This is a genomic window from Nocardia sp. NPDC051321, from assembly GCF_044455225.1.
Lineage (GTDB): Bacteria > Actinomycetota > Actinomycetes > Mycobacteriales > Mycobacteriaceae > Nocardia.
Window position 1 is genome coordinate 408,874 of record NZ_JBITEM010000005.1, and the last position, 14,316, is coordinate 423,189.

14 protein-coding genes are annotated in these 14,316 nt (G+C 66.9%); 1 reads left to right on the forward strand and 13 read right to left on the reverse strand.

Translation table 11 applies throughout. The features are described from left to right. Positions 1–26: 26 nt before the first annotated feature. The 7 genes from ACIA8C_RS14140 to ACIA8C_RS14170 all read right to left on the reverse strand — a co-directional run bounded on the left by ACIA8C_RS14140 (position 27) and on the right by ACIA8C_RS14170 (position 8,184). A complete protein-coding gene (locus tag ACIA8C_RS14140; protein ID WP_397134487.1) occupies positions 27–716 on the reverse strand; it encodes a DUF4333 domain-containing protein in 690 nt (229 codons plus the stop codon). 152 nt (positions 717–868) lie between these two features. Beyond that, the gene (locus ACIA8C_RS14145) at positions 869–3,613 is read right to left on the reverse strand and encodes a DEAD/DEAH box helicase (protein WP_397134489.1); all 2,745 of its coding nucleotides are present in this window, start codon (positions 3,611–3,613) and stop codon (positions 869–871) included. A gap of 2 nt (positions 3,614–3,615) precedes the next feature. Next, a complete protein-coding gene (gene tatC / locus ACIA8C_RS14150; RefSeq protein ID WP_397134491.1) occupies positions 3,616–4,569 on the reverse strand; it encodes a twin-arginine translocase subunit TatC in 954 nt (317 codons plus the stop codon). Positions 4,570–4,692: 123 nt separating this feature from the next. Then, positions 4,693–4,968: a Sec-independent protein translocase subunit TatA gene (gene tatA, locus ACIA8C_RS14155; protein ID WP_397134493.1), complete on the reverse strand. Its 276-nt coding sequence runs from the start codon at positions 4,966–4,968 to the stop codon at positions 4,693–4,695. Positions 4,969–5,080: 112 nt separating this feature from the next. After that, positions 5,081–6,106, reverse strand: coding sequence for a 2-dehydropantoate 2-reductase (locus ACIA8C_RS14160; RefSeq protein ID WP_397134495.1), 1,026 nt, complete (start codon positions 6,104–6,106; stop codon positions 5,081–5,083). Next, positions 6,103–7,080 carry a helix-turn-helix transcriptional regulator gene (locus ACIA8C_RS14165; protein ID WP_397134497.1) on the reverse strand — a complete coding sequence of 326 codons (978 nt, stop codon included), beginning with the start codon at positions 7,078–7,080 and terminating at the stop codon, positions 6,103–6,105. The genes ACIA8C_RS14160 and ACIA8C_RS14165 overlap by 4 nt, the downstream gene beginning before the upstream one ends. Before the next feature lie 108 nt (positions 7,081–7,188). Further along, positions 7,189–8,184, reverse strand: coding sequence for a helix-turn-helix transcriptional regulator (locus tag ACIA8C_RS14170; protein WP_397134499.1), 996 nt, complete (start codon positions 8,182–8,184; stop codon positions 7,189–7,191). A 112-nt stretch (positions 8,185–8,296) separates the two neighbouring features. Here ACIA8C_RS14170 and ACIA8C_RS14175 point away from each other — a divergent pair, with 112 nt between their 5' ends. Next, positions 8,297–8,593 (forward strand): MTH1187 family thiamine-binding protein, encoded by a 297-nt coding sequence (locus ACIA8C_RS14175; RefSeq protein ID WP_364730859.1) that lies wholly within the window; start codon positions 8,297–8,299, stop codon positions 8,591–8,593. Here the strand turns inward: ACIA8C_RS14175 and ACIA8C_RS14180 are convergent. From ACIA8C_RS14180 to dop, 6 genes are all read right to left on the reverse strand, one after another. After that, positions 8,575–8,967: a nuclear transport factor 2 family protein gene (locus ACIA8C_RS14180; RefSeq protein WP_397134502.1), complete on the reverse strand. Its 393-nt coding sequence runs from the start codon at positions 8,965–8,967 to the stop codon at positions 8,575–8,577. The genes ACIA8C_RS14175 and ACIA8C_RS14180 overlap by 19 nt on opposite strands. Positions 8,968–9,068: 101 nt before the next feature. Further along, entirely contained in the window at positions 9,069–10,427 is a 1,359-nt protein-coding gene (gene pafA, locus ACIA8C_RS14185) for a Pup--protein ligase (protein WP_397134504.1), read from the reverse strand. Positions 10,428–10,637: 210 nt separating this feature from the next. Next, entirely contained in the window at positions 10,638–11,408 is a 771-nt protein-coding gene (prcA, locus tag ACIA8C_RS14190) for a proteasome subunit alpha (protein ID WP_397134506.1), read from the reverse strand. Continuing rightward, positions 11,405–12,265, reverse strand: a complete 861-nt coding sequence (gene prcB / locus ACIA8C_RS14195) for a proteasome subunit beta (protein ID WP_397134508.1) — start codon at positions 12,263–12,265, stop codon at positions 11,405–11,407. Before prcB ends, prcA begins: the two co-directional genes overlap by 4 nt. Next, entirely contained in the window at positions 12,262–12,456 is a 195-nt protein-coding gene (locus tag ACIA8C_RS14200; protein ID WP_150404595.1) for a ubiquitin-like protein Pup, read from the reverse strand. Before ACIA8C_RS14200 ends, prcB begins: the two co-directional genes overlap by 4 nt. A 315-nt stretch (positions 12,457–12,771) precedes the next feature. Beyond that, on the reverse strand, positions 12,772–14,271 hold the full coding sequence (gene dop, locus ACIA8C_RS14205) for a depupylase/deamidase Dop (protein WP_397134510.1): 1,500 nt from the start codon (positions 14,269–14,271) through the stop codon (positions 12,772–12,774). Positions 14,272–14,316 lie beyond the last annotated feature (45 nt).

Below are 14,316 nucleotides of genomic sequence, written 5' to 3' on the forward strand. Positions count from 1 at the left end.
GACCGGGGAGCTCGAGCGAAAGAGACCTAGTTGGGGCGGCCGACCTCGTAGGTGCCGTCTTCCTTGGTGATCTTGATGGTCACCTTTTTGGCTTCGCCGCTGACCTTGAGGTTGCAGTCGAAGGTGGCGTCTACCTTGACTTCCTGGCCGGAGGGGCAGGAGACGTCGGCTACGTCTTGGATGCCGTAGGAGTCGGTAAGGACCTTCTTGACGCCGTCTTGGACGGCGGACTGGTCCAGTTTGTCCTTGGAGGTCAGCACGAGGACGAGGGCGACGATGGCGCCGATGACGACGACACCGAGCACGACCAGGCCGATGACCAGGCCTTTCCCCTTACCGCCCGACTGCGGGGGTGGCTGCTGCTGACCCCACTGCGGGTTGGGCTGCTGACCCCACTGCGGCTGCGGCTGACCCTGCTGCCAATCCTGCGGCTGGGCCTGACCCCACTGCGGCTGACTCGGCTGACCGGGCTGGCCCCACTGCGGAGTTGGCTGCTGGCCCCATTGCGGCTGGGCGGGCTGCTGGGGCTGCGGCGCCCACGGTTGCTGCGGCGGCTGATCACCCCACTGCTGGGTCGGCTGTGCCGAGGCAGGCGTCTGCGGCTGACCCCACTGGGGGGCCGACCCCGTCCCGCCGGGTGCCTGCTGTCCACCCCACTGCTGGGTGGGATCGTTGCGTCCCTCCCCGGGTTCGCTGGGTCCAAACGGGCCGCTCATCTGGTTGCCTCCACTCGCATCGTTGTACACACGGTAGCCCCCCGCGTGGGAACGGTCGCACGCATGCCTTCGCCTCGCTCATGCTCGGCTCCGGCATGCGAGTCCTCCGCCACGGTCGGTACGCGAAAGAAATCAAATCACAATCGAATCCGCTACGCGGCGTCCACCGCGACGACACCCCGCCGGATCGCTCGCACCGCCTTCGCGGCGGTCGACGCGACCTCCGGATCGTCGGCACTACCGTGGATCTGATCGAGCAGGTCGATCACCTGCCTGCACCAGCGCACGAAATCGCCCGCGGACAGCGGCGCGGCCTGGTCGCCGCTGGCGAGCAACGACTCGGCCAACCCGTCGCCGCGCGCCCATTTGTGCACGCCGGTGACGAAACCCAGATCCGGTTCCCTGGTCGGCGGCAGCTTGTGCCGCGACTCGTCGGACCGCAGCTCGCTCCACACCCGGATGGTCTCGCCGATGGCCCGCCGGATCGGCTCCGTCGGACCTGTGACGCCGAGATAGCCACCGTCCTGGCGGGATTCGAACACGAGAATCGAGACGACACCGGCCAATTCGGCCGGTCCGAGCCCACGCCACAACCCCTGCCGCAGGCATTCCGCGACCAGCAGGTCGCTCTCGGAGTAGATCCGGGCGAGTCGGCGCCCGTCGGCGGTTACCTCGGACTCGTGCACGAACCCGCGCTCTTCCAGCAGCCCGACGATCCGATCGAAGGTGCGGGCCAGCGAGTTCGTGGTGGCGGCAACCTTCTGGCGCATGGTCTCGGTTTCCCGGGCCAGTCGGTTGTAGCGCTCGCCGATGCGCGACATCTGCTCTCGATCGGCGCGCGTATGCGCGGGATGCGAACGCAGACTGCGACGCAAGGTCGACAATTCCCGATCGTCGGCCGCGGAAGCCCGCTTGCCGCGGCGCGGTCGGCCGGGCGCGGAAATCCCGGTGCTGCGCAGCGCCGAAGCCAGATCGCGCCGGGCCTGTGCGGTCCGGTGGTCGACCCGCCGCGGCAACCGCATGTGCCCCAATGTCTCCGCGGGCACGGGGAAGTCCGCCACCGAGACCCGCCCGGCCCACTTGTCCTCGGTGAGCACCAACGGCCGCGGATCCCCCGGCGTCGCGTCGGGTTCCAGAATGACCGCGAGACCGGCCCGCCGCCCGGACGGAATCGCCACCACATCACCGCGCCGCAACGCGGTCAGCGCGGCAACGGCCACGCCGCGACGGTCGGACCGGCCCTGCTGTTCGATCTGCCGTTCCCGCTGCTTGATCCGCTCGCGCAGCGAAATGTATTCCAGGAAGTCACCATCGGTGCCGCCGAGCTGACCGCGCAGCTTACGCAGCTGCGACTCGTTGCGTTCGATGCCGCGCACCAGCCCGACCACCGAGCGGTCCGCCTGGAACTGCGCGAACGACCGCTCGAGCAGCTGACGCGATTCGGCCGAACCCATCCGATCGATCAGGTTGATCGACATGTTGTAGCCAGGCTTGAACGAACTGCGCAGCGGATAGGTCCTGGTGGAGGCCAGACCGGCGACGGCACTGGTGTCGACCTCCGGCTGCCACAGCACCACCGCGTGCCCTTCGACGTCGATGCCGCGACGTCCGGCACGACCGGTCAGCTGGGTGTATTCGCCGGGGGTGAGCTCGGCGTGCGACTCACCGTTGTACTTGACCAGCCGCTCCAGCACCACCGTGCGCGCGGGCATGTTGATGCCGAGAGCCAGTGTCTCCGTAGCGAATACGGCCCGCACCAGGCCCTTGACGAACAGTTCCTCGACGGTATGCCGGAACGCGGGCAGCATGCCCGCGTGGTGCGCGGCCAGCCCGCGATGCACCGCCTCGCGCCACTCCCAGTAGCCGAGCACCTCCAGATCGGCCTTGGGCAGATCGCCGGTGTGCTTCTCGATGATGGCGTCGACCTGTTCCCGGTCGCCGTCGCGGCTGCGTTCACCCGCCCCGTCGGCTCCGCCGACTGCCGTCCCCGAGAGATCCAGCCGTGCGCGCAGGCATTGAGCAAGTGCGCCATCGCATCCCGCGCGACTGAAGATGAATGTGATCGCGGGCAGCAGGCCCTCTTCGTCCAGTTTGGCGAGCACCTCGGGTCGCGGCAATGGCCGGAAGTCACGCCGCGGACCACCACGCCCGTGCCGCGGCCGATCCCAGCTGTTCGCCCGATCGGCGGCCTCGCGCTGCCGGATGAACCGCACCAGATCCTCGTCGACCAGCACCTTCTGATCGGTGGAGTCGGTGTCGAACAGATCGAACATCCGCCGCCCGACCATCACGTGCTGCCACAGCGGCACCGGCCTGGTCTCGTCCACCACCACCGCGGTGTCGCCGCGCACGGTCTCCATCCAAGCGCCGAATTCCTCGGCGTTGCTGACCGTCGCCGACAGGCTGACCAGCTTCACGTCCGGCGGCAGGTGCAGGATCACTTCCTCCCACACCGCGCCGCGGAACCGGTCGGCGAGGTAGTGCACCTCGTCCATCACTACGAACGACAGTCCGTGCAATGCGTCCGAGGACGCGTACAGCATGTTGCGCAGCACCTCGGTGGTCATCACGACCACGGGCGCGCCGGGGTTGATCGACTGATCACCGGTGAGCAGGCCGACGCTGTCGCGCCCGTAACGCTCGGTCAGATCGGCGAACTTCTGGTTGGACAACGCCTTGATCGGCGTGGTGTAGAAGCACTTTCCGCCCGCGGCGAGCGCGAGATGCACAGCGAACTCGCCGACGACGGTTTTACCCGCACCGGTCGGCGCGCATACCAGGACGCTGTGCCCGTCTTCGAGTGCCGCACAGGCGGTGCGCTGAAAAGGATCGAGGCTGAACTTCAGCTCGGTGGAAAACTTCGCTAGCTCGCCTGTATGCGACCGGTGATGTGTCACCGTCAGAGGGTATCGGAGTAGTCCGACATCGAGCGTCCGGTTTTATCCGGGGGTGTCACCAGCGAGTCGGCGGGATCGATCGGGTCGGGGCCGGTGATCGAGGAGGCCTCTTCGTCGGCCAGCGCGGCCAGGTTCTCCTCTTCCCTGCGGGCCCTGCGGAGGTCGTTCAACCGGGAGAACTGGATCGCGACCTCGAACAGTACCGTCAGCGCGAGCGCCAGCGCGAGCATCGAGAACGGGTCCTGCGGGGTCACGATCGCCGCGAAAACGAAGAGCCCGAAGGTGATTCCGCGCCGCCACGCCTTGAGCCGCGCATAGGTCAGCACCCCGATGAGGTTCAATCCGATAATCAGCAGCGGGGTTTCGAAGCTGACGCCGAAGATAACGAGCAGTTTGATGATGAAGCCGAAGTATTGTGAGCCGCTCAGCGCGGTGATCTGGACGTTGTTGCCGATCGAGAGCAGGAAGCTCAACGCATGGGCGACAACGAAATACGCCAACGCGGCGCCAGTCGCGAATAGCACCGTTCCGGTCGACACGAACCCGAACGCGTACTTGCGCTCCTTCGTGTACAGCCCGGGTGTGATGAACGCCCACAACTGGTAGAGCCACACCGGCGCGGCGAGCACGATGCCTGCGGTCATACCGACCTGCAAGCGCAAGGTGAACTGTTCGAACGGCGCGGTGGCCAGCAGCTTGCAGGTACCGTCCGGGCTGATCGCGGCGCGCGACGAGTCCGGCAGCGAACAGTAGGGGCCACGCAGGATATCGCCGAGGCTCTCGACGCCGAGGAACCCGTACTCGTACCAGATGAACCCCAGCACGGTGGTGACGATGATCGCGGCGATCGAGACCAGCAACCGATAGCGCAGTTCCTGCAGATGCTCGACCAACGACATGGTGCCGTCGGGATTGGTCCGGCGCTTGCTCTGCCGGGGATCGAACGGGATTCGCATGGCTGGTGGGTGCCCCTGGGTTGGAAGCTCGGCTACGGGGAAGCGCTTGCGAGTGCTGATGCGCGCGGCAACAGCACTATGCCCGGAGTGAGTTCTAACTCACCCCGGGGACGAACACCGCGCTCAGAGCGTCTTCGGCTCGGCCTGCGGCTGGGGCTGCGGGGTGACCGACGGGGTCACCGGCTGCGCGGCAGGCAGTTGCTGCGCGGGCTGCTGTACCGGAGCGGCCGACGCGTGGTCGGACTCCTTGCCCTCGTTCTGCATCTGACTGACCTCGCTCTTGAAGATGCGCAGCGACCGACCCAGGCTGCGGGCCGCGTCGGGCATCCGCTTGGCACCGAAGAACATCACGAAAACGACCGCAATGATCAGCCAGTGCCAGATGCTCAGACTGCCCATGATTGTTACCTCCCAAGACTGGTGATGGTTCCGATGCTACCGGAGGGTGACGTGCGAGAACGCACCCTCCAGCCGCCATGGCTTGGCGTTGCGCCAAGCCGTGCTGACTCTCTCAACGAGCGCTCGCGTGCGCGGCCCGCAGTTGTTCGTACAATTCCGCGCCGGTCCAGGTGCGCCGGTCACCCTGCTCCGCCGCGACGATCAGTTCGATCAGCCGCTGATTCACCGGCGTCGGCAGCCCGACCATCGCACCGAGACCGACGATTTCGCCACAGAGCCAAGAGATTTCGGTTTTCCGGCCGAGTGCCAGATCGTCCGCCATTGACGAGCGGGCCATCGGGTCTACGGCGAGCACCCGGCCGAAAACGCGCCGGAAAATGCCGTCGGGGACGGTCAACAGCGTAGCCATCAGCGCGGGCGGCAGTGGCGTGAGACGGGCGGGGTGGATTCGCGCCCTGTTCATCACCGCGAGCGCCTCCCGCTGGGTCAGCGACAAGCAGCGGCGATAGTTGCGGTCGGTGAGTTGCTCGCGCAGCGGTCGCCCGGACAGGGCGTTGATCGGATTGTTCAGGTTCAGCAACAGTTTGGCCCACTGCACGGGCCGCAGGTCGGGGTAGCGGCGCAGCGCGAGCCCGGCCTGCTCGAAAACGCCGAGGAACGGGGCGAGCCCCGGATCGTCCTGTACGGCGAGCACGCCCTGGGTGCCGCGATGGAACCGGCCGCCCTCGTGATGCACCACGTTGAACATCACCATGCCTGCCAGCACCACGCAGTTGGGCAGGATCTCCCTGATCACGGTGTCGTTGCCGATGCCGTTCTGCAGACTCAGCACCACCGTGCCCGGCCGGATCTTGCCGGCGAGCTCGAGCACCGCGTCCGCGGTCGCCGCCGATTTCACCGCGACCAGCACCAGATCGGCCGAGCCGACGTCGTCCGGCTCGGTGGTCACGTGGAATCGATCGGTGGGCAGCGAATCGTCGCCGCCGTCGAGGTCGGTGAGCCGGAGACCGGACGCGGTGATCTCGTCGAGCATCCGCCGCCTGCCGACGAACGTGACGTCGGCTCCCGCCACGGCCAGTTTGCCGCCGACGAAAAGGCCGATGCTGCCCGCACCGATCACCATGATCCGGCTCGTCACCCGGCGGCCTCGAATCCGGTCTCCGCGTAAGCGGCCAGTGCGGCGTTGGAACGCTCGCGCACCGCGGCGACCAATTCCGGCGGGCCGAGAACCGTGACGCTCGAACCGAAGCCGAGTAGCAGCCGCGCCATCCAGTCGAGGGTGGCGAACCGCATGGTCGCCTCCAGGCTGCCGTCTTCGTGTACCGCGACCCGATGCATCGGGTACTGATCGAGCACCCAGGCGTAGTCGCCGTGAATGCGTAAGCGCGCCAACGGAACCGCGGGATCGTCCTGGAACAGGTCGAGCGCCGCGGACTCCTCGGTGGCGTGGCTCGGCGGCCTGGCCGGTTCGTCGAGTTCGGTGGCGGCCTCGATCCGGTCGAACCGGAACAGGCGGACGCCCTCGGCCTGCCTGCACCAGGCCTGCAGGTAACTGTTGTTGTCCACCAAGACAATCCGAATCGGATCGACGACCCGTTCGGTGACCACATCGCGACTCGCCGAGTAGTAGACCAGACGCAACGCACGCTGCCTGGCCAGCGCCGAACGCACCGTGGCGACGGCGGGTGCCTCGGTGGGCGGGACGCGATGGCCGTCGAGTTGTTCGGTGCCGGAGCCGCCGACGATGGCCGATTCGATCTTCGCGATGGCCGCGTGCGCCGCGGTCGGGTCGACCATGCCCGGCATGTCCACGATCGAGCGCAACGCCACCAGCAGCGCGGTCGCCTCGGTGGAGGTGAGGCGCAGCGGACGGTCGATGCCTGCGGAGAAGGTGACCTCGATGCTCTCCTCGGAGAACGACAGGTCGATCAGGTCGCCGGGGCCGTAGCCGGGCAGGCCGCACATCCACAGCTGGTTCAGGTCGCTCATCAGCTGTTTGGTGGTGACGCCGAGATCCGCCGCCGCCTCCGCGGCACTGATGCCCGGGTGCGCGATGAAGTACGGAATCATGTTCAGCAGTCGCGAAAGACGAACGGAGAGCCGAGAACTCACGCCTGCACCTCGCTGACGCTCGGTTCCGGCGTAAGTTCCGACGCTGCGTCGATGGTTCGCTCGCTACGCTCCCTCACGCCTCCACCTCGCTGACCGTGCTCAACCCACTCACGCCGTGACCTCCGTGCGATCGAAGACCGAGCGCAGGCGGGCGACCACATCCGTGCGCAGTTCCTCCGGCGCGAGCACGACCGCGTCCGGGCCGAGGCCGGTGATCAGGCGGGCGATCCAGTCGCGGGAGCGCACCGGTAGCTCGATCACGGCGCCGACCCGGCCGCCGATGGTGCGTTCGCCGGTCACCTGGCCGATCCTGCGCAGCTCTCGCCCGCGTCCGTCGGCCACCCACACCGTGGCAGTGCCGCTGACCGGCGCCGAGCTGGTGACCGTGTCGACGATCTTGCGCAGGTCGATACCGTCCGGTTTGCTGACGGCGTTTTCCGGCCCGTAGGCGGTTACGTCGTCGCCGATCCTGGACAACCGGAAGCTGCGTACCGCGTCCCGGGCCCGATCATGTCCGACCAGATACCAGCGGCCGTGCCTGGTCACCACGCCCCACGGCTCCACGTCACGCATCAGATAGGGGGCATTGATCGCGCCGCGATGTTCGAACCGCACCGCTTGGCCCGCGTCGATCGCGGCGAGCAGTTTGCCGAGCACCGGCTCCGAGCCGCGGGTCCGCGCGGGCACCGCGGGTACCGAGGCCACGGCGGCGTCGGTCTCCACGTGAATGCCCGCGGCGCGCAGTTTGAGCAGCGCGCCGTCGGCGGCGGCGGCCAGTTCCGGCGACTCCCACATCTGCACGGCCACCGCGACCGCGGCGGCTTCCTGATCGGTCAGATCGATCTCGGGCAGCTCGTAGGCGTCCCGGTTGATCCGATAGCCCTCCACCGACGAGTACCGGCCGACCGGCCCGATCTCCAGGGGTATGCCCAGGTCACGCAGCTCATTCTTGTCCCGTTCGAACATTCGGCTGAACGCCTCGTCGCTGGCCGAATCCTCGTATCCGGCGACGCTGTCCCGGATCCGCTCCGCGGTCAGGAACTGCCGGGTCGACAGCAGCGCGATGACCAGATTCATCAGCCGCTCGACCTTGGATATCGCCACCCGATAGAGGGTAATCGGCCGGGCTGCGCGCGTGCGCGTCGGCGCGCGATTCACTCGATCACATGTGCCGTGTCACCCGATACCCGCTGCGCGGGGCGGCAGTATTGAACACATGATCATCGCTTTCTCCGTCACCCCACTCGGCACCGGCGTCGACGTCGGCCGCGCGGTAGCCGAGGCCGTCCGCGTCGTGCGCGCCAGCGGCCTGCCGAACCACACCGATGCCATGTTCACCACCATCGAGGGCGAATGGGACGAGGTGATGGCCGTCGTCAAACAGGCCACCGACGCCGTCCTAGCCGCCGCCCCCCGCTGCAGCCTTGTCCTCAAGGCCGACATCCGCCCCGGCGTCACCAACGGAATGACCTCAAAGGTCGAGACCGTCGAGCGCTACCTCGCCGAGGGTTGATCCGGAATCGGCGTCTGCTGATAGAGCGCCATCTTCCATTCGCCACCCGCCCGCAGGTAGACGCTCGACATGATGCCGCGGAACGCGGGCGCCTCCGCATCGCCATACGCGACGCCGGTGTAGACCAGAATCTTGCTGTCTACATCGGCATCGACGACCCTGGGCTGGAGAATCTCGTAAGTCCGCCACGGCGGTGAATCTTTGAGTGCGGCAACAACTTCGGCCCTGCCCAGCACCATCCCGTTCGCAAGGACCATCACCGCATCACCGGTCATCAGAGAACCGTAGAAATCCGCCCCGCTGCCATCACACAGCGAGTCCCAACCCCTACGCTCGACCTCGAGCAGCTCGTTCAAAAGCTCCGTGTCTGCCATACCTCCACGGTAAGCACGAGCGCCGCATTCGACACGAACCTGCCGGATAAACCGACGACGACCGACACCCGAAGGTATCGGTCGCCCCGCCTTAACTGGACTTACATCGACGCGATGAGCCGATCCACGCGTTCGTCGACCGAGCGGAACGGGTCCTTGCACAGGACTGTGCGTTGGGCCTGGTCGTTCAGCTTGAGGTGGACCCAGTCGACGGTGAAGTCGCGGCCTGCTTCCTGGGCGGCGGTGATGAAGTCGCCGCGGAGTTTGGCCCTCGTGGTCTGGGGCGGGGTGTCGACGGCGGCGTCTACCGCCTCGTCCTCGGTGATGCGCTTGGCCAGGCCCTTGCGCTGCAGCAGGTCGAAGACGCCGCGGCCGCGCTTGATGTCGTGGTAGGCGAGGTCGAGCTGGGCGATCTTCGGGTCGGACAGCTCCATGCTGTAGCGGTCCTGGTAGCGCTGGAAGAGCTTGCGCTTGATCACCCAGTCGATCTCGGTGTCGACCTTGGCGAAGTCCTGCGCCTCGACGGCGTCGAGGGTGCGTCCCCACAGGTCGACGACCTGGTCGATCTGCGGGTCGCGGTCGCGGTTGCGCAGGTGCTCGACCGCGCGGGTGTAGTACTCGCGCTGGATGTCGAGCGCGCTGGCCTGGCGACCGCCGGCGAGTCGCACCGGACGACGACCGGTGAGATCGTGACTTACCTCGCGAATCGCCCGAATCGGGTTGTCCAGGGCGAAGTCCCGGAACGAGACGCCCGCCTCGATCATCTCCAGCACCAGGGCGGCGGTGCCGACCTTGAGCATGGTGGTCGGCTCGGCCATGTTCGAGTCGCCGACGATGACGTGCAGGCGGCGGTACTTCTCCGCGTCGGCGTGCGGCTCGTCGCGGGTGTTGATGATCGGCCGCGAACGGGTGGTCGCGGACGAGACACCCTCCCAGATGTGTTCCGCGCGCTGCGACAGGCAGAAGGTGGCCGCCTTCGGCGTCTGCAGGATCTTGCCCGCCCCGCAGATCAGCTGACGGGTCACCAGGAACGGCAACAGCACGTCGGAGATCCTGGAGAACTCACCGGCACGCACCACGAGGAAGTTCTCGTGGCAGCCGTAGGAGTTGCCCGCGGAGTCGGTGTTGTTCTTGAACAGGTAGATGTCGCCGCCGATGCCTTCTTCGGCGAGCCGCTGCTCGGCGTCGATCAGCAGCTCTTCGAGGACCCGCTCGCCCGCTCGGTCGTGGGTCACCAGTTGGTGCAAGCTGTCGCATTCGGCAGTCGCGTACTCCGGATGGGACCCGACGTCGAGATAGAGCCGAGCACCGTTGCGGAGGAACACGTTCGAGCTGCGGCCCCAGGACACCACCCGGCGGAAAAGGTACCGGGCTACCTCGTCGGGGGACAGCCGACGGTGACCGTGGAAGGTGCATGTCACACCGAACTCGGTCTCGATCCCCATGATTCGTCGCTGCACACTATCGACATTACAGCCATGTCATGCGCTCGCGTGGGGCTGCGGACAACACGAACGCATACGTCTTCACAACGATTCGGTCCGGCACGCGGAACGGAGTGGGCCGTATCACCCTCGCGAACAGCGGCGGCAAACAAAGTTCGGGCCCGTGTGCGGGCCTCCCGCGCGATGGCGGTATGCCCCTACACGGGCCCGAGTTCTCGTCGGTGGTTACTCCGTTTCGGGAGTCTCCGTCGCGGCCGGTTCCGCCGCCTTGGCCTTGCCCTTCTTGGCCGGGCTCAGCAACTGCTCCAGCGCGGAGTTGGTGACCCGGCGGAAGGCCCGCCGCGGTCGGGCCTGCTCCAGCGCGGCCACCTCGAGCGAGTTCACGTCGAGCACCCGCTTTTCCTTCTCGGTGCCCTCGGGGACGCCCGCCTGCAGCGCCTCCACCGCGACCTTGATCGCGCCGGCCAGGTCGAGACCCGGCTTGTAGGACCCCTTCAACGCGGTGAGGATCGGCTCGGTCGTGCCGCCCATCACCACGTATTCGCGCTCGTCCACGATCGACCCGTCGAAGGTGATCCGATACAGCACCGAGGTGGGCTGCTGCTCCGGATAGCCGACCTCCGCCACACAGATCTCCACCTCGTAGGGCTTGAGCTGATCGGTGAAGATCGACCCGAGTACCTGGGCGTAAGCATTGGCCAGTGCCCGGCCGGTCACGTCGCGGCGGTCGTATTGATAACCGCGAATGTCGGCCTGCAGGATTCCGCTGCGGCGCAGATTCTCGAACTCGTTGTATTTGCCGACCGCGGCGAAACCGACCCGGTCGTAGAGCTCACTCACCTTGTGCAGCGTCGCGGACGGGTTCTCCGCGACGAACAGCACACCCTTGTCGTACACCAGGACAACCACGCTGCGACCCCGGCCGATGCCCTTGCGAGCGAGCTCGGTCTTGTCCCGCATGATCTGCTCGGCGGACGCGTAATAAGGCAGTGTCATGCGCGGGCACTCCCCTCTTCGGCGGCCTCACGATCGGCCACGATCCCGCGGGCGATCACCGCGAGGCGGTCCTCGGTCACCTCGACCGCGCCCTCCTCGTCGATGACGATCGCCGTCGGATAGATCCCGCGCAGCAGATCGGGACCACCCGTCGCGGTGTCGTCGTCGGCCGCGTCGAACAGCGCCTCGACGGCGATGCGTAGCGCGCGTTCCTGATCAATTCCCTTGGCGTACAGCTTCTTCAGCGACCCCTTGGCGAAGACCGAACCCGATCCCACCGCGGCGTAGCCGAACCGCTCCTCGCTGCGTCCACCCACCACGTCATACGACACGATGCGACCGACCTTGTCCGGGTCGGTGGCGTTCACGTCGTAACCGACCAACATCGGCACCACCGCCAGCCCCTGCAGGGCGGCGGGCAAGTTCTCGCGCACCATCTTCGACAGCTTGTTGGACTTGCCGTCGAAGGTCAGGGATACGCCCTCGAGCTTCTCGTAGTGCTCCAGCTCCACCGCGAAGATCCGCACCATCTCGACGGCCATGCCCGCGGTGCCTGCGATGCCCGCCGCGGAGAAGCTGTCGGTGATGTAGACCTTCTCGATGTCCCTGCTGGCCAACAGGTTTCCCTGAGTGGCCCGCCGGTCACCGGCGATGAGCACGCCACCGCGGTAGCTGATCGCGACGATGGTGGTGCCATGCGGCGCGATGTCCTTCGCATTGGTGGCGCTCATAGGCGCGCCATCGATCGGTCCGAACTTGTTGCCTGGCAACATTTCCGGAGCGTGCATGCGAAGGTATTCGGAGAAGGACGAGAGGGCGTACCCCAGGTGGAGACGCGAGGGGTCACCTACTGTCACTGGCCGCCTTTCTGAACGTACGCACGGACGAAGTCTTCGGCGTTCTCCTCGAGCACATCATCGATCTCGTCGAGCAGGTCGTCGGTGTCCTCCGCCAGCTTTTCGCGGCGCTCCTGACCGGCGGCGTCCGCACCCTCCGGACCATCATCCTCGTCGCCGCCCCCGGCGCGCTTGGTCTGCTCTTGTGCCATGGCAGCCGACCTCCTCTGTTTTCATCATGACCGGAGCTCAATTCTGAGCACGGCCCCGATCATGAGCAATGTCCGTGCTCGTTCTTCAACACTACCCAGCCGAACCGACACGATGTCGTATTCCCCTCTGATGTGGACTGTGTTGGTATCTGCAGCGCCTGCGGCGCTGCGTGTTCGTGGCCCCTTTGTGGCTCGCGTCCGAGCGGCCGCGACTAGCGACTTCGTCGCATGCGCTGCGGCCACTCGGACGCGAGCCGGGCCACGAACGGCGCTCGAAAGCCTCGCGCCTGGTGGTCGGGTCTGTGACGGACGTCGCTAGGTTGTGAGCTGTTCCACAAGATCGGCGGCGGAGGTCACGCCGTCCAGCAGCTTGCCTACGTGCGCCTTTGTGCCGCGGCGCGGTTCCAGGGTTGGGATGCGGACCAGCGAATCGCCGCCGAGGTCGAAGATCACCGAATCCCAGCTCGCCGCCGCGATGTCGGCGCCGAAGCGGCGCAGGCATTCGCCGCGGAAGTAGGCGCGAGTGTCGGTGGGCGGGTTGGTCATCGCGTCGAGCACCTGCTGCTCGGTGACGAGCCGTTTCATCGAGCCACGGGCCACCAGCCGGTTGTAGAGGCCCTTGTCCAGGCGCACGTCGGAGTACTGCAGATCCATCAGGTGCAGCTTCGGCGCGGCCCAGCCGAGTCCCTCGCGCTGGCGCATGCCCTCGAGCAGGCGCAGCTTGGCGGGCCAGTCGAGCAGGCTCGCGCACTCCATCGGGTCGCGCTCGAGCAGATCGAGCACCATGGCCCAGTTCTCGATGATGTCGTGCACGCGCTTGTCGTCGTTGCCGGTGCGATCCACGAACTTGATCACCCGGTCCAGGTACATCCGTTGCAGCGCAAGGCCGGTCAGCTCGCGGCCGTCGGTGAGCGCGACGGTGGCGCGCAGCGTCGGGTCGTGGCTGATGGTGTGCACGGCGGTGACCGGGCGGGCCAGCTGGAATTCGGACAGGTCCTCGCCTGCCTCGATCAGGTCGAGCACCAGCGCGGTGGTGCCGACCTTGAGGTAGGTGGACATTTCGGCCAGGTTGGCGTCGCCGATGATGACGTGCAGCCTGCGGTATTTGTCCGCGTCGGCGTGCGGCTCGTCGCGAGTGTTGATGATGCCGCGCTTGAGCGTGGTCTCCAGGCCGACCTCGACCTCGATGTAGTCGGCGCGCTGGGACAGCTGGAAGCCGGCGTGGTCGCCGGACTGCCCGATCCCGACCCGGCCGGAGCCGGTGATCACCTGGCGCGACACGAAGAACGGGGTGAGCCCGAGGATGATCTGGTTGAACGGGGTGTCGCGGCTCATCAGGTAGTTCTCGTGGGTGCCGTAGGAGGCGCCCTTGCCGTCGACGTTGTTCTTGTACAGCTGCAGGCGCGGGGCGCCGGGCACGCTCGACGCGTGCCGCGCGGCGGCCTCCATCACCCGCTCGCCCGCTTTGTCCCAAATGACCGCGTCCAGTGGATCGGTCACCTCCGGCGCGGAGTATTCGGGGTGGGCGTGATCGACATACAACCGGGCGCCGTTGGTGAGGATCATGTTGGCCGCGCCGACCTCGTCGGCGTCGATCACGGGCGCTGGGCCGTTCATCCGGCTCAGGTCGAAGCCGCGCGCGTCGCGCAGCGGCGACTCCACCTCGTAATCCCAGCGGGTGCGCTTCGCCCGCGGCACACCCTCGGCCGCGGCGTAGGCGAGCACGGCCTGGGTTGAGGTGAGGATCGGGTTGGCCGACGGCTCGGTTGGGGTCGAAATGCCGTACTCGACCTCGATTCCGATGATGCGCTGCATAGGGTCGAGCCTAACGGGCAGCGCAGGCGGAAGTCCGTCCGCTGC